We start from the raw sequence: 18186 nt of genomic DNA on the forward strand, positions 1-18186 counted from the left end.
GCTCCTGCGGCACGAAGCGGTGCTAGACGGGTGGCCCGGCGTTGGGCTTGACCGTCTTCATGACCAGTGTCGAGGTGAGCCGCTCCACGCCCGGCAGCGACGTCAGTTCCGAGTCGTAGAACCGCTGGTACGCGGGCAGGTCCTCGGCAATGACCTTAAGGAGGTAGTCGGGCGAGCCGAACAGCCGCTGGGCCTCCACGATGTTGGGATGGTCCGCCACGCGGCCTTCGAAGATTTCCATCGTGGGCCGGTCCACCTGGCGCAGAGTGACGAACACAATCGCTTCAAAACCAAGGCCGACGGCGGCCGGGTCGATGTCCGCTTTATAGCCCCGGATCACGCCGGACTGCTCCAGGTCGCGCAGCCGGCGGTGGCATGGCGCCACGGTCAGGCCCACCTTTGCGGCCAGCGCCGTGGCAGTCATGCGGCCGTCCTCACGGAGGTGGCGCAAAATATTCCTGTCGATATGGTCAATCACGCAATAATCTTATTGACTGCAGCGATGGTTCAGCTAAAAAGGGACAGCACTTTCGTCCGGGAACTTCCTAAGGTTTGTGCAATACGACATTCCGACAGGAGAATCCCATGAATCCCGAGCTGTTCCTGGCCTTCATCGTGGTGGCGGTTGCGCTGGCCTGCACTCCGGGAGTGGACTGGGCGTTCACCATCGCCGCGGGTCTCCGGCAGCGCAGTTTCGTCCCCGCCGTTGCCGGCCTGTGCAGCGGCTATGTCCTGCACACCGTCCTGCTGGTGGCGGGCCTGGCCGCACTGCTGGCCGGCATGCCCGGCGTATTGGGATGGCTCACCGTGGCCGGCGCCGTGTACCTGCTGTGGCTCGGCATCAGCACCCTCCGCACGTGGCGGGGGGCCTCATTCAGTGCGGGAGCCGCCGTCGGGCGTTCCGGTCCGGGAGGTTCCGGAAGCCCAGGTGGTACCCAGCTCAAGGCCTTCCTGCAGGGCGTGGGCACCAGCGGCATCAACCCGAAAGGGCTGCTGTTTTTCGTGGCCCTGGTGCCGCAGTTCGTCAGTGCGGATGCGGCCCTGCCGGTTCCGGTGCAGTCCGGCCTGCTGGGCCTGACGTTCGTGCTGCTGGTCGCGTTCATCTACACGGCGGTGGCACTGCTGTCCCGGACGCTGCTGCAGAGCCGCCCCACTGCCGCCCGCGCGGTCACACTCGCCAGCGGCGTGCTCATGGTGTTGTTGGGAGCTGCACTGCTGGGTGAACAGGTCCTGGCTTAGTCGTCGCTGAGCCGGCGCCAGTCCTGCTCCCAGATCCGGCGCAGTTCCTGGTCCTTGCGGATGGGCACCGGCGCCTCCAGTTCCTTCTGCGGCACGGGGTCTTCATGCCTCCTGCGCCAGTCCCGAGGATTGAGCGACCGGCGGGACGATTCCAGGAGCAGCAGCGCCCGGTCCGTCAGGGCGTCATTCCGCAGCATCACATGGGTCTTTTTGCGGCGCAGGACTTCGGCGATGGTGTCCTGCGCGGCGTTCAGGCGGCCTTCACGGCGGAGTGCGCGGGCGCGGACCAGGAGGAGCGCGGCGGAGAGGTCGTCCGCGTTCAGCAGCCCCTCGGTCCAGTCGATCACGGTGCGGCTCCTGCCCAGCGAAAGGGCCAGGGTGCAGCGGGCCAGGGCGGCGGGGAGCGACGGAGGCAGCCCGGCCAGCGCCTCCAGCGCCGCTTCCGTCCGGCCCGTCTCGCGGAACGAATGCGCGAGCGCCAGGAAGACGGACTCCTCACTGAAGAGGACGGGGACGGCCAGGCGTTCGGCGACCTCGACCCGGGTGACTACGCGCATGAGGTAGGTGGAGGAGTAACGGTTGGCGTCGTCGTCGTTCCTGGTGGCCAGGCCGCGCTGCAGCAGCTCCGAGGCTCGCAGGTAGCCGCCGTGCTGGTACTCAAGCAGCCCCGCCATCAGGTAGCAGAGGCCGGCCCAGCCGGGATTGGCGCGGGCCAGGCTGATCAACGGGGCCGGTTCACGGCTGGTGAAGATGGCCTGGTGGACGGCCTTGGCGGGCCGGGGGAGAAGGAGCCGGGGGCGCGGGACCGGGCCGTCCACCGCGAGCAGTGCCGGATGGCGGCCACCGAGCGCGCCCGTAATCAGCTCCCCCACTCCCCCGGCGAGATCGTGGACCGGCGTGCGTACCTGCAGCGGGCCGAACGGAGTGAGGTCCCGGCTGTCCCAAAAAATCGGTGCAGAGTCCCCGGCGGTCATCTTCCTATCTTAATGGCGCATTGGCCCCCGGCGACGACCGCGCCCACGGGATCAGCCGTTCAGCGCGGCCACCCAAACACCCAGCACCCAGGTGCTCGCGGCGAGGCAGGCCAGCCCGAACTCGGCCAGCATGCCCAGCCCGGTCGCCTTAAGTGCAGCCCAGCTGGACGTGGCAGCGGTGCCAAGGTTCCGTGTCCGGGCGAGTTCGCTGAGCAGCAGGCCCGCCGCAAACCCGACGAACAGGCCGGCCACGGGGATGATGAACATGCCCACCACGCCTGCCACCAGGCCCACCACGATGCTGTGCCCCGGAATGGCGTGCTGCTTCAGCTTCCGGCCGGTCAGCACGGCGCTGGCGCCCATCCCCGCGGCGACGAAGAGCATGCCCACGGCGAACACCACCCAGCCGGCGGCTCCCGCGCCGCCCCAGATGGCCCACGCGAGGAGCCCGGCACCGATCAGGATGCTGCCCGGCAGGACCGGAATGATTGTCCCTGCCACCCCCACCAGGATCGCCAGGCCGCACAGGATGGTCACCACGGTCTCGGAGTTCATGCGCTCCAGTCTAGGGATGGGCGGGCCGCTTTACGTGCGGCCGCCCATCCCGCTGCGTCAGCTCTGGTAACCGCCCTCGTCGTACCACACGGAGTAATGCGAAATGTCCTTGCCGTTCGTTGGTGTAATCGTCAGAACCGTAACTGGACTGACGTAGACAACTTCAGTCAACTGTCCTGCCTTGACGCAATAGGCCGTGATGACCTTTCCATCGGGTGCGTACACCGTGACACTTTCCGGGTCCCCCGAAACGTCAATCTTGCCGGAATCGCCTCCGTCACAGACGTCGGGCACAGCCATGGCCGGCGCAGCTGCGCCGCCAAGCAATACCATTGCGGCAACAGCGCCGGCAGCTAATAGCTTCTTCATTTTTGTTTGCTCCTTCTCCAGTTGTTTCATGACGATCCCCACAACGCCCCAGCTGCAGCCATGAAGGTTCGGCGAAAGTCGGGCCGGCGGCGCCAACAACAGGAAGCGGAGGTCCCGGACCAGTAGTTGATGAAGTTCCATTTTGCCGTCCACCCTGCAACAAATCACAGACGCTCTTGCCGCGAATGAGAAATCCGTCGCCATCCCAGCGTAGGGAGGAGGAAGAGCAGCCACCCGGGTAGCCGGTACTCCATTTATGGGGCGGCGCCTACCCAGTCGGGTGCGGCTCTCCCTTGGACCCACATAAATTCCGCACACCGCAGACACCACGGCGGCGCCTCCTTGCGTGAGGAGGCGCCGCCGTCGTGGTTTGCTGCGGGAAGAGCCCTACTGCGCAGCCGCTGCCGCCACTGCCGCGGTGACAGCGGGTGCGACGCGCGGGTCCAGCGGGCTGGGGACGATGTAGTCCGCCGCAAGGTCCTCTGCCGCGAGCTCGGCGATGGCGTTCGCCGCCGCGAGCTTCATGGCCGGGGTGATGCGGCGGGCGCCGGCGTCCAGCGCCCCGCGGAAGATACCGGGGAACGCCAGGACGTTGTTGATCTGGTTGGGGAAGTCGCTGCGGCCCGTCGCCACGACGGCGGCGTACTTGGCAGCGACCTCTGGGAGGACTTCGGGGTCCGGGTTGGAGAGCGCGAAGACGATGGCGTCCTGGTTCATGAGCTGCAGGTGTTCCTCTGCCAGCTTCGACGACGAGACGCCGATGAAGACGTCCGCTCCGGCCAGGGCCTCGGCGGGTCCGCCGCTGATGCCGCGGGGATTGCTGCGGCCGGCGATGTCTGCCTTCTTGCTGCCTGCATCGGCGGCAAGGTCGGGACGGGCGCTGTTGATGACGCCGCGGGAGTCCAGCAGCACGACATCGGAGATGCCGGCGGCCAGGAGGATTTCCGCGACGGCGATGCCCGCGGCGCCGGCGCCCGAGACGACGATCTTGAGACCTTCCAGCCCACGGCCGGTCACCTTGGCGGCGTTGGTCAGGGCGGCGAGGGCCACGACGGCGGTGCCATGCTGGTCATCGTGCATGACCGGGCAGTCGAGTGCTTCGATGAGCTTTTCTTCGAGCTCGAAGCAGCGCGGGGCGGAGATGTCCTCCAGGTTCACGGCTCCGAAGCTGGGGCGTAGGCGGACCAGGGTCTCCACGATCTCGTCCACGTCCGTGGTGTTAAGCACCAGGGGGATGGAGTCGAGGTCGCCGAAGGTCTTGAAGAGGGCGGACTTGCCCTCCATGACAGGCAGGGACGCACTGGCGCCGATGTTGCCCAGGCCCAGGACGGCCGTGCCGTCGCTGACGACGACGACGAGGCGCTCGGCCCAAGTCAGGGTACGGGCCAGCTCCGGCTGGTTGTGGATGGCGCGGCTGACCTGGGCGACGCCGGGCGTGTAGGCGATGGAAAGGTCGCGCTTGTTGGACAGCGGAACGGTGCTGGTTACGGAGAGCTTGCCGCCCTGGTGGGCGTGGAATATCTCGGCCTCGGTCAGCGCGGTGGCTGCGGAATTATCGGTGGTGGTGATGGCGTCAATGGACACGTCGTTGTCTCCTGGTGCTGGCCGTCCTCAGACGGCACGTGGTGGTCCGGCCCGCCGCGGGGCGCGGGCTCCGGGATGGAATGGGTTGCGTCAGGAAACCCAGGGGTGGCGGGTCCGTGGAAGCTGCGGGGATGCGCCCTGTGGCTTCGCTCTGAAGCAATCGTAGGCAATAGGGAGGGCCGGAAAATTGGTCCTTGACATGACTCGACCTCAGCTAAAACGTTTTATCACCCGGGAATGTGATCCACGTCATGTGATTATGGCGGATTTATTGCTGGATTGGTCTAGACCGGTTACGCGCTGTGGTGGAGTGTGTAGCCCACGCGGTCACCGCAGGCGAGGTGCGAACACGCCTTCTTGAGGTCTTCTTCAGCCTCAAACAGCGACAAGCGGCGGTTCCTGACGGACTGGACCAGACCAGTGACCACCAGCAGCAGCATGCGGGCTGCCGTCCGGTCGGCGCTGGCCTCCCCGACAATGCGCTCGCTCAGCTCATCGATCTCGCGCAGCAGGGCGGTGGCGTCGTGGTTCGGCAGGTAGACCCCGCGGCTGAGGCACTGCTCGACGGCCGGCTGCATGACCCGCATGTGGAAGATCTCCATCAAAAGTCCGGTGAGCCCGCGGCCCCGGAACCGCGGAGTAATCACCAGCCCCTCGGCCTCAAGCTCCTCAAGCTGGTGGCGGTACAGGGCCAGTATCAGGTGCGTCCGGGTGGGAAAGTAGCGGTACATGGTGCCCAGCGGGACGTCAGCCCGGGCGGCAACTTCGGTGAGCTCCACGTCGCACAGCCCCTTGCGGGCGAAACTCCCGGCCACGCCCAGGATGCGGGAATAGCGCAGCTGCTGCCGCGGAGCGGAGGGTCGGGCGGCCATGGGCGGATGATCTGGAAAAGTCTCAGGCATCATATTCCGGGGGTTGGTTTCGACGTTGCAGCAGCCGGGACCTTCCCCATCACGGACCGCCTGCAATCCGGATTAACTATACGTCACGGCTCCGTTGCGTAATTAGTCAGGTGACTTATTTTCCGAAGGGTCCGGAGCCTTCGAGCCCGCGGCAAAGGTCAGGCCACGCCCTTGATTTTCACCACGAAAACGGCCCCCAACAGACCGATGACGGCCGCCGTCATGAACAACGTGGCATACCCGCCGAGGAACTGGACGGAGAGGAACGCCAGGCCCGGCGCCACCACCTGGGGCAACGAATTGGCCACGTTGATCACGCCCATGTCCTTGCCCCGGTCTGCGGCCTGCGGCAGGACCTGGGTGAGGAGAGCAAAGTCCACGGCCAAATAGGCGCCAAAGCCGATACCGAGCACCGCGGCGCCGGCAAGCGCACCCGGCCACACCGGAAAAAATGCCATGATGGCGCCGGCCATGGCGATGGTGGCCGATGAGCCGATAACGAAGGGCTTCCGCCGGCCCACCCGGTCGCTCCACGGGCCGGCGAGCACCGCCGTCACCATGACCATCAGCGCGTAAATGCCGGTGAGAATGAGGACACCGGCGGCCGGATCATCGTGCCTGATGATGTCCCGCAGAAAGAAGAGCAGGTAGACGATGGTCATCTGGTTCCCCACATTGACCAGAAAGCGGGTAAGCCAGGCCCAGCCGAAGTCCGGGTAACGCCTGGGGCTGACGTAGAACCCGCGGAGGAACGTTCCCGGCCGGAACGGCGGCAGCACCCCCGGAGCGAGGACTGGATCGTTCCGGTGGAACAGGTACGGCAGCACGGACAGGAGCAGCGCCGCCGCGCAGAGCCAATACCCCACCATGAAGTTTCCGGACACCACGGCCCCGAACACCGCCCCGGTCAGGATCCCCAGCGTCTGTCCCATGGCCGCCAGGCCGCCCACCCCTCCGCGCTGGGGGATGGGGACGCGGTCCGGAACGGCGGCGGTGATGGCGGCGTACGCCGCGTTGGCGCCGAGCTGGACCAGGCACCAGAAGAGCACCATCAGGGCCACCGCCGCGGCACCGGACATCGCCAGGAGCGCGGCCGCAGCAAGGATCGCACCGGCCAGGACCCAGGGGGACCGCCGGCCGAGCCGGGACGTGGTGCGGTCCGAGAGCGCACCGAACAGCGGGTTGGCCACCAGTGAGACCGCGGCCCCGCACGCCGTGACAAGCGACAGGATCGCTTCCTTGCTGGGGGCATCAATGCTGATGGCCTGCTGCCCGATGAAAACGTTGATGGGGCCGAAGAAGGCGGCATTGATGCCCACGTTGACCAGCACCAGACCGGTCACCCAGCGGGCCGTGACCTTTCGGGTGGGCTCGGCGAGCGCCGCGGCCGCAGGCTCCGCCGGAACGGGAGTGCTGGACAGGCTCATGGGCGTCTTTCCCCTGATGCGGCGGACGTGCGGCGGTGATGTCAGGAGTCAGACTATCGTGGGCGGTAACCCAAGCTACTGCAACCCGCTGGGCCTACATCGCCCGCGCCGTATCAAGGAGACGCATGAACCAGCCCATCAACACAGCAGATCTCTACGACGAGCGCGGAGAGCAGCTGGCCTCCGTTCCGCTGCAGTTCCAGTCGCTGGGCGGGCGGAGCCACTTCAGCGGCAAGGCCCGGACCATCCGCTGCTTCCAGGACAACGGGCTGGTCAAGGCCACGCTGGCCACCCCGGGCCACGGGGCGGTACTGGTGGTGGACGGCGGCGGCTCGCTGGGCACCGCACTGATGGGGGACATGATCGCCGAGAGCGCCGTGGCGAACGGGTGGTCCGGCGTCGTTATTAATGGCGCCATCCGGGACCGCGAGGCGATCGTCCGGCTGGACCTGGGCGTTAAGGCCCTGGGCAGCAACCCTCGAAAGAGCGCCAAGGACGGCGCCGGGGAGGTCGATGTGGACGTGGTAATCGACGGCGTGACTGTCCGGACCGGCGCCATGATCTGGTGCGATCCGGACGGCATCCTGGTGGAGCGTTAGGGGCGCAGCGAAAAAATTCCCGGCAATGGGAAGAAAACCGGGCATGGGATAGTTACTGAAAGCAACTATCGGCTTGATTCCCTTTCTTCCCTGGAGCACCACATGTCCAAACGCCCTGCCGCGCCCGGCGCCGGCGGAACGCTGACCCAGCGCCAGATCGTCACCGTGATGGTGGGCCTGATGCTGGGCATGTTCCTGGCATCGCTGGACCAGACCATCGTGTCCACGTCCATCTACACCATCGCCAACGACCTGGGCGGCCTCTCGCTCCAGGCCTGGGCCACCACGGCCTACCTGATCACGTCCACTGTCAGCACGCCGCTGTACGGCAAACTGAGCGACATCTTCGGCCGCCGGCCCCTCTACCTCACGGCGATCGCCATCTTCCTGGTGGGCTCGCTGTACGCCGGCTCGGTCAACTCGATGACCGAACTTGCCTTCGCCCGCGGCGTCCAGGGCCTCGGCGCGGGCGGCCTGCTGGCACTGGCGCTGACCATCATCGGGGACATCGTCTCGCTCAAGGACCGGGCCAAGTACCAGGGCTACTTCATGGCCGTCTTCGGCATCTCCTCGGTGCTGGGCCCGGTGGTGGGCGGCGCGTTCGCCGGTGCGGAGACCATCCTGGGCTTCGACGGCTGGCGCTGGGTGTTCTTCATCAACCTGCCCATCGGCCTGGCCGCACTCACCGTGGTGTTCCTCTTCCTGCACCTCCCCGCCAAGCACCTGAAACAGAAGATCGACTACTGGGGAGCCGCGGCCATCACCCTGGCCATCGTCCCGCTCCTCCTGGTGGCAGAGCAGGGCCGCAGCTGGGGCTGGACCTCACTGAACTCCTTCCTCTGCTATGGCTTGGGCGTGGCAGGCATCGCCTGGTTCCTGCTGGCCGAGAAGCGCGCCGGTGACTACGCGCTGATTCCGCTCCGGCTCTTCCGGAACTCCACCTTCGGGCTGTCCTCGCTGCTGAACTTCATCATCGGCATCGGAATGTTCGGGGCCATCGCGATGCTGCCGCTCTACCTGCAACTGGTGAAGGGCCTTACGCCCACGGAAGCGGGGCTCATGATGATCACCTTTACCGTGGGCATCCTGGCCGGCTCCATCACGGCAGGCCGCACCATTTCCGCCTCGGGCACCTTCCGGATCTTCCCCATCATGGGCACCGCCATCCTTACCGTGGCCGCACTGGCCATGGGCTTCTCCCTCGGAGTGGACACCGAACTCTGGGTCCCGGGCCTCATCGCGGTGTTCTTCGGCATGGGCCTGGGTTTCTGCATGCAGCCGCTCACCCTGGCCATGCAGACGTCCGTGCCTCCGCGGGACATGGGTGTGGGCACTTCCTCCGCCGCATTCTTCCGCTCCATGGGCGGGGCAGTGGGCACGGCCGTGTTCATTTCCATGCTGTTCAGCCTTGCCGCCGCCCGCATCGCGGACGGCATGAAGGCCGCCATGGCTGACCCGGCCTACCTGTCCGTCCTGGCGGACCCGTCGGTGGCTGCGGATCCGGCGAACGCCAAGCTGTACGAGTTCTTCCAGCAGGGCGCATCTCACGATTCGCTCAACGACACCAGCTGGCTGCACACCGCCAACAGCACGCTGACGCGGCCCATCACCGAGGGGTTCGCGCACTCGATCGACGCGGTCATGCTCACCGCCGCGGGCCTCACCGCGCTGGCCTTCCTGATCAGCCTGGCGCTGCCCAGGAAGAAGCTGACGGACCAGAGCGTCGCACGGGAGGGAGAGGACTCCCGGCAGGTCCCCGCCCACTAGGGCATCCTCCGGGCGTCACGGGAGGCAGCCTTTTGGGCCGCCTCCCGTTGTATTTCCCCTACAATCCGCGGTTTCCCCCGTTGAGGCGAGCCAAAAGCGTGCCGGAAGTGACGGATAACGAGCAGCCCGGGAGAGGAGGCGTACGACGGCGGCGCCTCCCGCCGTCGTACATTTCCGGCCGCCGCGTCCCCGGCCGCCCGAGTGGAACCGCGGGCCGTGGCGTGCCACACTGTACAGCGCGAGTGCGCCGGCCGGTTGGGCCGGGCAGCCGACGACGTCCGCACCGCATCCATCAAACCCCCAGACCCAGGGAGAACCATGCCCACTGCCCAGGAGCAGACGACCACGCACATTCCGAGGCGGGTGATCTGGCTGGCACTCGCGGGGGCGGTTGGCGGCTTCCTGTTCGGGTTCGACTCTTCCGTGGTGAACGGCGCCGTGGACGCGATGAAGGACGAATTCGTGCTGTCCGAGGCCGTCACGGGCTTTGCCGTGGCCATCGCCCTGCTCGGCTGCGCGGCCGGCGCGTACCTGGCCGGCAAGGTGGCGGACCGCTACGGCCGCATCCCGGCGATGAAGATCGGCGCACTGCTGTTCCTGGTGAGTGCACTGGGCACCGGCTTCGCGTTCAGCGTGTGGGACCTGATCTTCTGGCGCCTGGTGGGCGGCCTCGGCATCGGCCTGGCCTCGGTGATCGCGCCGGCCTACATCTCGGAAATCTCCCCGCGGCAGGTCCGCGGCCGTCTGGCATCCCTCCAGCAGCTGGCCATCACCACCGGTATCTTCGCCGCACTGCTGTCCGACGCGCTGCTGGCCACCGGTGCCGGCGGCGCCGACCAGCCGCTCTGGCTGGGCCTCGAGGCGTGGCGCTGGATGTTCCTTGCAGCCGCACTTCCCGCCGTGGTGTATGGCTGGGTTGCCTATACGCTGCCGGAATCCCCGCGGTTCCTGGTGTTCCAGGGCAAGGAAGAGCAGGCCCGGAAGGTGTTCAGTTCAATCGTGGCGGCCGGCGACGTGGACCGGCACATCCGCGAAGTCCGGGACGCCATCGAGGATGACAAACTCGCCGGGCAGAAGGGCTCGCTCCGCGGTAAGACGTTTGGCCTGCAGGCCGTGGTGTGGGTGGGCATCACTCTTTCCGTGCTCCAGCAGTTCGTGGGCATCAACGTGATCTTCTACTACTCCACCACGCTGTGGAAGGCGGTGGGCTTCCAGGAAAAGGACTCGCTGGCCATCTCCGTGGCAACGTCCGTGACAAACATCCTGGTGACCCTCGTGGCCATCGCACTGGTGGACCGGATTGGCCGCCGACCCATCCTGCTGGCCGGGTCTGTGGGCATGGCCGTGTCCCTTGGGGCCATGGCGCTGGCGTTCTCCTCCGCCACAGGAGCGGGGTCCGAGATTTCGTTGCCGGGCGCGTGGGGTCCGGTTGCGCTGGTGGCGGCGAACGTCTTCGTGGTCAGCTTCGGCGCCTCGTGGGGCCCGCTGGTGTGGGTGCTGCTGGGCGAGATATTCCCTTCCCGGATCCGCGCCCGCGCCCTGGGCCTGGCCGCAGCGGCGCAGTGGGTGGCGAACTTCGCCATCACCCTGAGCTTCCCGGTAATGGCCGCCGGCTCGCTGCCGCTGACCTACGCCATGTACGCGCTGTTCGCCGCGGCGTCCTTCTTTTTCGTCATGTTCAAGGTGCCGGAAACCAATGGCATGTCCCTGGAACAGGCCGAGACGCTGTTCGTCGCGAAAGGCTCGGCTAAGGCGTAACACCCCGCCCTCAACGCACGACGCCGGCACCCGGGTGGGTGCCGGCGTCGCGGTTAAGCGGGATGGGGTCAGTTCGGGGCGGCTGCCAGTTCCGCCTGCCGCTCCTCCACCAGGGTGGCGACGGCGTTGAACAGCGGGTGCTCCGGCTCCAGCCCGGTGATCCGCGCCGTTGCCCCTGCCGCGCTTTCGGTGGCCAGGATGGCTGCCAGCTCGGTGGCCTCGGAATCGGCGGGGTCGGTGAAGCGCAGCGCGGCGGCGATGGCCCCCAGCAGCGCCTCCGGGACAACGCCGCGTTCGGCGAGCTCCGCCGCCGGACCGATGAACCTCTCGTGCCGGCTCAGCTTCCGCAGGGGTGCGCGGCCCACCCGGGTGACGGTGTCCGGCAGGTGCGGGTTGGCGAAGCGGACCAGAATCTTCTGGACATACGCCTCCTGCTCGTCGTTGCTGAAACCGTGCTTGGCCACCAAGAGTTGCTTGGTTTCCTCCAGCACCGCCCGGACGTCCTCGGCAACGTCCTGGTCCGCCATCGCGTCGGAGATCTTCTCCAGCCCCGCCTCGAACCCGAGGTAGGCGGCCGAGGCGTGCCCGGTATTGACCGTGAACAGCTTCCGCTCGATGTAGGGCGCGAGGTCGTCCACGAAGGTGGCACCGGGAATTACCGGTGCGGCATCAGCAAAGGCAGTGCGGTCGATGACCCACTCGTAGAACGTCTCCACGGTGACGTCCAGGCCCTGCCCGGGCTCCTGGTTGGGCACGATCCGGTCCACGGCTGTGTTGGCGAACACAACTTTCCCGTCCAGGGCACCTGCGGCGGCGCCCGGCTGGGCGGCCACCTCCTTGGCCAGGATGTCCGTGGCGTTGATTGCGTTCTCGCACGCCATCACCTGCAGCGGTGCCAGACCGGGCTCCCGCGCAACGATGCCGCGCGCAATAACCGGCGCCACGAACTTCAGGATGTGGGGTCCCACCGCAGTCGTGACGATGTCCGCCGTCGCGATTTCCGCAACGAGTTCCGCCTCCTGCGTGGTGGAGTTCAGCGCGCGGAAGTTGTTGACCGTCCGCACGGCGGGGTCCTCCCCCACCTCGTGCACCGCGTAGCTGTCCGCGGCCGCCAACTGCTTGATCAGCTCGTCGGCGACGTCCGCGAACACCACCTCGTAACCGGCGTCGTGCAGCAGCAGGCCCACGAAGCCGCGGCCGATGTTCCCTGCGCCGAAATGGACAGCCTTCACTATGAATTGACCTTTCCGAAGAGCGCCAGGACCTCGTCCACGGTGGTGGCAGCCTCCAGCCGGGCCACCTGCTCCTTGTCCGTGAACACCTTGGCGATGGAGGACAGGATGTGCAGGTGTTCGTTGTTCACGCCGGCCACGCCCACCACGAACTTGACCTCCTTGCCGTTCCAGTCGATGCCCTGCGGATAGCGCACCACGGACACGGCCGACGTGCGGATGTGGTCCTTGGCGGCGTTGGTGCCGTGCGGGATGGCCAGGTAGCTGCCCATATACGTGGACACGGATTCCTCGCGCTCGTGCATCGCGGCCAGGTAGCCCTCATCCACGGCGCCACGGGCCAGCAGCAGCTGCCCTGCCTCGTCGATCGCGGCGTCCCGCGTGGTGGCGGAACCTTCCAGGATCACGCTGTCGCGCGCCAGCACCTCGGGTGCCGCGCCGGTTTCGGGGCGTACGACGGCGGCACTTGCCTCAGGCGCGGCAACGGCCTCCGCCTCCCCTTCCGTGTTCTTCTCCCGGACCAGCTCCACGATCTCGTCGTAGCGCGGGCTGTTCATGAAGTTGTCCACGGAGTAGTGCACTGCGCTTCCGGTCGAATGCTTTGCCCGCTCTGTGAGGTCCTGGTGGGTGACCACAACGTCGTAGGTGTCGCTGAGGTTGGCGATGGAGGCGTTGGTGACCTTCACCTCCGGGAAGCCGGCCGCCTTGATCTTGTTCCGCAGCACGGAGGCGCCCATGGCGCTGGAGCCCATCCCGGCGTCGCACGCGAAGACGATGTTGCGCACCGGCCCGGCCAGGACGCCCACGCCGCCGCCTGTGGCAGCACCGGCGCCGGCGCCGGTCAAGGTGGAGGCAACTGAGCTCTTTTTGCCCTTCATCTGCTCCATCTTCGCGGTGGCGTCGTTGAGGTCCACCTCATCACTGTGCTTGGTGGTCTTGAGGATCACAGAGGCCACCAGGAAGGAAACGGTAGTGGCCAGCAGCACCGAAAGGATCACGCCCACGTAGCTGTCGCGCGAGGTCTGGGCGAGTACCGCGATGATGGAGCCCGGGGCTGCCGGGGCAACCAGGCCGGAACCGGTGATGGCCAGCGTTGCCACGCCGGTCATGCCGCCGGCGATGGCGGCCAGGATCAGCAGCGGACGCATCAGTACATACGGGAAGTAGATTTCGTGGATGCCGCCCAGGAAGTGGATGATGGCCGCACCGGGAGCAGAGGCCTTGGCCACGCCGCGGCCGAAGAACATGTAGGCCAGCAGGATGCCCAGGCCGGGGCCGGGGTTGGCTTCGAGCAGGAACAGGATGGATTTGCCCTGCTCCAGGGACTGCTGGACGCCCAGCGGGGTCAGCACGCCGTGGTTGATGGCGTTGTTCAGGAAGAGGACCTTGGCCGGCTCGATGAAAATGCTGGTAAGCGGCAGCAGGCCGTTGTCCACCAGGAACTGGACCACCCTACCGGCGCCTTCGCTGAATGCGGTGACCAGTGGCGAGATGCCGTAGAAGCCCAGCATGGCCAGGAGCGCGCCCCAGATGCCGGCGGAGAAGTTGTTGACCAGCATTTCGAAGCCCGGGCGGATCTTTCCGTCCCAGAGGGAGTCGATCTTCTTCATGGTCCAGCCACCCAGGGGCCCCATGATCATGGCACCAATGAACATCGGGATGCCGGCGCCCACGATCACGCCCATGGTGCCGATGGCGCCCACCACACCGCCGCGGACGTCATAGACCATCCGGCCGCCGGTGTAGGCAATCAAGAGGGGCAGCAGGTAGGTGATCATGGGGCCCACCAGGCCGGTGTTGGGATCGCCCTCCGCGTTGGTGCCGAAGCCGCCCAGTTCCGGCACCGGCAGCCAGCCCTTCTCGATGAAGAGGGCCGTGATGATGCCCCAGGCGATGAACGCGCCGATGTTGGGCATGATCATTCCGGAGAGGAAGGTGCCAAACTTCTGGACGTGCACGCGCGCGCTGGTACGTGGCTTTGCAACTGTCTCTGTTGCCATGTGAATTCCTAACCGTGATTCCTGCGGCTCCGCAGGATGGTCCGATGTCTAAGAGCTGGTGCTGATCCGGTGAAGCCATTCGAGGAACAGTTTGAGTTCCGAACTGGAGAGCTGGTCGGAGTGCGAGGCCTGAAGTGCGGCGTTCAGGGCAATCGCTGCCACCACCACCGATGACTTTCCGGAGCCGCCCGGAGCCGCATCGGCGGCACGCTCGGTGGCCACGGCGTAAATCATGGCGTCGCGGGTCATGGTGGACAGTTCGAGGTTCCGTTCGGCGGCGGGCTCCGCAATCAGCATCAGCGTCACGCCCACGTTGGCCGCCAGGATGGACCTGGCCGCCTCGCGCGGCTGGACGTTCAGCTGGCCCGCCACCGCTGCCTTGTTCAGCATTTCCTCCATGAGCGCCTCTGCATCAGCCACGATGGCCGGGCGGCTTTCCGGACGGATATTGCCGAACATCACCAGGTACAGCTCCGGCTGGTTGAGGCCGAACTGGACGTGGTTGTCCCACATTCTCCGGATGTCCTCAAGAGGGTTCCCGGACGGGGCGAAATCACGTTCCCCGGCGACATATTCCTCGAAGCCGGCCGCGACGACAGCGTCGAAGAGGCCTTCCTTGTCGCCGAAGTGGTGGTACAGCGTGGGGGCGGTAACCCCCGCCAGCTGCGTGATCTGGCGGGTGGAGACGGGCGTCCCCGCGGATTTGGCCAACAACTCCGCCGCAGCACGCAGCAGTCGCATTTTGGGGGGAAGCTGGCCATCCAAACTCATAACCGCTACCCTAGCACCTATAGCGTCGCTATATGAACTGAATCACATACAATTTTTTTCCGGCACATTTCCGTAGACCTAAGGACCTTCAGTGCAGAACTTCCCAGGAGTTGGCGTCAGCCCCGGCCGCATCATCGGCACCGTCCGGCAGATGCCCAAGCCCATCAGCGAACCGCCTGCAGGCCAGCAGCTGGCAGAAGGCACCACTCCTGAGGAAGCCACGGCAGCACTGAAAGCCGCCGCCACCGCCGTCCATGACGAGCTGAAGGCCCGCGCGGCGCACGCCAGCGGTGACGGCAAGGCCGTCCTGGAAGCCACCGCGCTGATGGCGAAGGACACCATGCTGATCAAGGGCGCCGCCAAGCTGGTGGCCCGCGGGACGTCGGCCGAAAGAGCCATCTGGGAGTCCGGCTCCTCCGTGTCGGAAATGCTGCTCAACCTGGGCGGCTACATGGCCGAGCGTGCCACGGACGTCCTGGATGTCCGCGCCCGCATCGTGGCGGAACTGCGCGGCGTGGCAGCACCCGGCATTCCTGCCTCGGACACCCCGTTTGTCCTGGTGGCCGACGACCTCGCCCCGGCGGACACCGCCACCCTGGACCCGAACAAGGTCCTGGCACTGGTGACTTCCGGCGGCGGGCCGCAGTCGCACACCGCCATCATCGCCCGCTCGCTGGGACTGCCCGCGGTGGTCGCCGCCGTCGGCGTTGACGAACTCCCCGATGGCACCGACGTGTACGTCGACGGCGCCGCCGGCACCGTCACCACAGAGCCTGACGCTCAGCTCCGCGACGCCGCCGAGGCCTGGGCGGCCACCGCGTCCCTGCTGGCCGAGTTCACCGGAACCGGCATGACGGCGGACGGCCACGAGGTGCCGCTGCTGGCCAACGTGGGTGGCGGCAAGGACGCAGAGGCTGCCGCCAAGTTGGGCGCCCAGGGCGTGGGCCTGTTCCGCACCGAATTCTGCTTCCTGGAACGGGACACCGAACCCTCCGTGGAAGAGCAGGCCGCGGCGTACAAGAGCGTGTTCGATGCCTTCCCGGGCAAGAAGGTGGTCCTGCGCACGCTGGACGCCGGGGCCGACAAGCCGCTGCCCTTCCTCACCGATTCCACCGAACCCAATCCGGCCTTGGGCGTCCGCGGCTACCGCACCGATTTCACCACCCCCGGCGTGCTGGACCGGCAGCTCGAAGCCATCGCGCTGGCAGCGGACCAGTCCGAAGCGGACGTGTGGGTCATGGCACCGATGATCTCCACCGCGGAAGAGGCCGCACGCTTCGCCTCCATGTGCGCGGACGCCGGCATCAAGACCCCTGGCGTGATGGTGGAGGTTCCCTCCGCCGCCCTGACGGCCGAGTCCATCCTGCGCGAGGTCGGGTTCGCCAGCCTGGGCACCAACGACCTCACGCAGTACGCCATGGCGGCGGACCGCCAGCTGGGCCCGCTCGCCAACCTGAACACCCCCTGGCAGCCGGCCGTCCTGCGCCTGGTGGGCCTCACCGTGGAAGGCTCGCGGGCGGAAGGCAGCAACAAACCCGTGGGCGTGTGCGGTGAGGCTGCCGCGGACCCGGCCCTCGCCGTCGTCCTTACCGGCCTGGGCGTGACCACCCTGTCCATGACCGCGCGCTCCCTGGCCGCCGTAGCTGCCGTGCTGAAAACCGTAACCCTGGCCGAGGCGCAGGAACTGGCCAAGCTGGCCCTCTCCGCCCCCAGCGCCACCGAGGCCCGTGCCTGGGTCCGGGAAAAGCTGCCGGCCCTGTCGGAGCTCGGCCTGTAGCTGCCCGCGCTGGGTATATCGGCGGCTAGGCTTCTGCCATGGCATTGATAGCTCCCCGGGTCACGGCAGGCCTGCCCGCAGAGGAAGCGCGCAGCCTCACGCGCGCGCTCGAAGGCGGGCAGGACATCACCGTGTTCGTTGACGGCACCGTCCACCGCCTGCCCGGGGAGGCAAGGGACGCCGTCGTGGACCTCCTGGCGCGGCTGGGGCGGGGCGAAACGGTGACCGTGGGCAGCGTGGAGGAGATGCTGACCACCTCGCAGGCTGCGGAACTTGCCGGCATCTCGCACACGTACCTGCGCAACATGACGGACCGCGGCGAGATCCCGGTGGAGTACCGCGGTACGCACCGGCGCATCCGGCAGGCCGCCATCATGGCGTGGTTGGAAGGCCAGAAGAAGAAACAGTCCGAAGGCTCCGGGGACCAGGAGTGAAGCTGCGGTCGGAGACCGTCCACGCCGGCGGGCTCACGGGGCGCATCCTGTGGGCCGGCGGGACGTCCGCGCCGCACGGCGGGGAACCTGCGTACGTGCTGATCCACGGCATCGGCGTGTCCCACCGCTACCTGGCGCGGCTGCACTCGGTGCTCTCGGCGTCGGCCCCTACCTACTCCCTGGACCTGCCCGGTTTCGCCGGCACGCCCAAACCGGGCCGGCAGCTGTCCGTTGCCGATTACGGTGCGTTCATCGCAGAGGCCCTCGCCGCGTGCGGCATCACCTCCTATGTCCTGGTGGGCCACTCGATGGGCGTGCAGTTCGCCATCGAGGCGGCCCTGGCGGCTCCCGAGCGGGCGGAGCAGCTGGTTCTGATGGGACCGGTGGTTGATTCGCGCCACCGGAGCGTCCGGCGCCAGTCGCTGGCGCTGTTCCTGGACGCCCTGCTGGCCGAGACCCCGTCGTCCAACTGGGCCGTATTCACCGACTACCTCCGCTGCGGCCCGCGCTGGTACTTGACCGAACTGCCCGTGATGATGGCCTACCGCACCGAGGAACGGCTCCGCTCCGTGGCCGCTCCCGTCCTGGTGCTCCGCGGAGAACGCGACCGCGTGGCCGGGCCAGACTGGTCCCGCCGCCTGGCCCGGGCAGTTCCCCAGGGCCGTTTCGTCGAGATTCCCGGTGCGGGCCACGTGGCGCAGCACCTTCGGCCGGACGCCGTGGCGGAGGCCATCCGGAGCTTCGTCACGGCCACAGCGCGCCGCGCCTGAGACCTTGCTGCGGCGGCAAGCGTACGAC

Annotated in this window: 17 protein-coding genes; 7 read left to right on the forward strand and 10 right to left on the reverse strand. The window is 67.2% G+C overall.

The features are described 5' to 3' along the window. Positions 1-22 precede the first annotated feature (22 nt). Entirely contained in the window at positions 23-478 is a 456-nt protein-coding gene (locus ACFWIX_RS11395) for an Lrp/AsnC family transcriptional regulator (RefSeq protein ID WP_377216233.1), read from the reverse strand. A gap of 107 nt (positions 479-585) precedes the next feature. Here ACFWIX_RS11395 and ACFWIX_RS11400 point away from each other — a divergent pair, with 107 nt between their 5' ends. Then, entirely contained in the window at positions 586-1239 is a 654-nt protein-coding gene (locus tag ACFWIX_RS11400) for a LysE family translocator (RefSeq protein ID WP_377216234.1), read from the forward strand. Here ACFWIX_RS11400 and ACFWIX_RS11405 read toward each other — a convergent pair. The 6 genes from ACFWIX_RS11405 to ACFWIX_RS11430 all read right to left on the reverse strand — a co-directional run bounded on the left by ACFWIX_RS11405 (position 1236) and on the right by ACFWIX_RS11430 (position 7050). Next, positions 1236-2213 (reverse strand): hypothetical protein, encoded by a 978-nt coding sequence (locus ACFWIX_RS11405; RefSeq protein WP_377216235.1) that lies wholly within the window; start codon positions 2211-2213, stop codon positions 1236-1238. The two genes, ACFWIX_RS11400 and ACFWIX_RS11405, sit on opposite strands and share 4 nt — an antisense overlap. Positions 2214-2264: 51 nt before the next feature. Beyond that, on the reverse strand, positions 2265-2768 hold the full coding sequence (locus ACFWIX_RS11410; protein WP_377216236.1) for a DUF456 domain-containing protein: 504 nt from the start codon (positions 2766-2768) through the stop codon (positions 2265-2267). Positions 2769-2825: 57 nt separating this feature from the next. Continuing rightward, a complete protein-coding gene (locus ACFWIX_RS11415; RefSeq protein WP_377216237.1) occupies positions 2826-3278 on the reverse strand; it encodes a hypothetical protein in 453 nt (150 codons plus the stop codon). 246 nt (positions 3279-3524) lie between these two features. Beyond that, positions 3525-4721, reverse strand: a complete 1197-nt coding sequence (locus ACFWIX_RS11420) for an NADP-dependent malic enzyme (protein WP_377216238.1) — start codon at positions 4719-4721, stop codon at positions 3525-3527. A gap of 293 nt (positions 4722-5014) precedes the next feature. Beyond that, positions 5015-5623: a TetR/AcrR family transcriptional regulator gene (locus tag ACFWIX_RS11425; protein WP_377216239.1), complete on the reverse strand. Its 609-nt coding sequence runs from the start codon at positions 5621-5623 to the stop codon at positions 5015-5017. A gap of 158 nt (positions 5624-5781) precedes the next feature. Further along, positions 5782-7050 carry an MFS transporter gene (locus ACFWIX_RS11430; protein ID WP_377216240.1) on the reverse strand — a complete coding sequence of 423 codons (1269 nt, stop codon included), beginning with the start codon at positions 7048-7050 and terminating at the stop codon, positions 5782-5784. A 125-nt stretch (positions 7051-7175) separates the two neighbouring features. Between ACFWIX_RS11430 and rraA the strand changes: the two genes are divergently transcribed. The 3 genes from rraA (at position 7176) to ACFWIX_RS11445 (ending at position 11174) form a co-directional block, all read left to right on the forward strand. Beyond that, positions 7176-7649, forward strand: a complete 474-nt coding sequence (gene rraA, locus ACFWIX_RS11435; RefSeq protein WP_377216241.1) for a ribonuclease E activity regulator RraA — start codon at positions 7176-7178, stop codon at positions 7647-7649. Positions 7650-7751: 102 nt separating this feature from the next. Beyond that, positions 7752-9416, forward strand: a complete 1665-nt coding sequence (locus tag ACFWIX_RS11440) for an MDR family MFS transporter (RefSeq protein ID WP_377216242.1) — start codon at positions 7752-7754, stop codon at positions 9414-9416. A 318-nt stretch (positions 9417-9734) separates the two neighbouring features. Continuing rightward, positions 9735-11174 (forward strand): sugar porter family MFS transporter, encoded by a 1440-nt coding sequence (locus ACFWIX_RS11445; RefSeq protein WP_377216243.1) that lies wholly within the window; start codon positions 9735-9737, stop codon positions 11172-11174. A 68-nt stretch (positions 11175-11242) separates the two neighbouring features. Here the strand turns inward: ACFWIX_RS11445 and ACFWIX_RS11450 are convergent, their stop codons facing one another. From ACFWIX_RS11450 to ACFWIX_RS11460, 3 genes are read right to left on the reverse strand one after another with little or no spacing between them, the layout of a single operon-like run. Further along, entirely contained in the window at positions 11243-12406 is a 1164-nt protein-coding gene (locus tag ACFWIX_RS11450) for a mannitol-1-phosphate 5-dehydrogenase (protein WP_377216244.1), read from the reverse strand. Next, a complete protein-coding gene (locus tag ACFWIX_RS11455) occupies positions 12406-14406 on the reverse strand; it encodes a PTS mannitol transporter subunit IICBA (protein WP_377216245.1) in 2001 nt (666 codons plus the stop codon). The genes ACFWIX_RS11450 and ACFWIX_RS11455 overlap by 1 nt, the downstream gene beginning before the upstream one ends. 48 nt (positions 14407-14454) lie before the next feature. Further along, positions 14455-15177, reverse strand: coding sequence for a TetR/AcrR family transcriptional regulator (locus ACFWIX_RS11460; protein WP_377216246.1), 723 nt, complete (start codon positions 15175-15177; stop codon positions 14455-14457). Between the two features lie 91 nt (positions 15178-15268). On the opposite strand from ACFWIX_RS11460, the gene ptsP reads away from it, so the two are divergent. The 3 genes from ptsP to ACFWIX_RS11475 are packed head-to-tail and all read left to right on the forward strand — an operon-like array spanning position 15269 to position 18158. Then, positions 15269-16954, forward strand: a complete 1686-nt coding sequence (ptsP, locus tag ACFWIX_RS11465; protein ID WP_377216247.1) for a phosphoenolpyruvate--protein phosphotransferase — start codon at positions 15269-15271, stop codon at positions 16952-16954. Positions 16955-16992: 38 nt separating this feature from the next. Then, on the forward strand, positions 16993-17388 hold the full coding sequence (locus ACFWIX_RS11470) for a helix-turn-helix domain-containing protein (protein ID WP_377216248.1): 396 nt from the start codon (positions 16993-16995) through the stop codon (positions 17386-17388). Beyond that, entirely contained in the window at positions 17385-18158 is a 774-nt protein-coding gene (locus ACFWIX_RS11475) for an alpha/beta fold hydrolase (RefSeq protein ID WP_377216249.1), read from the forward strand. Before ACFWIX_RS11470 ends, ACFWIX_RS11475 begins: the two co-directional genes overlap by 4 nt. Positions 18159-18186 lie beyond the last annotated feature (28 nt).

This window comes from Pseudarthrobacter sp. NPDC058362 (assembly GCF_042723515.1).
In the GTDB taxonomy this organism is placed as follows: Bacteria; Actinomycetota; Actinomycetes; order Actinomycetales; family Micrococcaceae; genus Arthrobacter.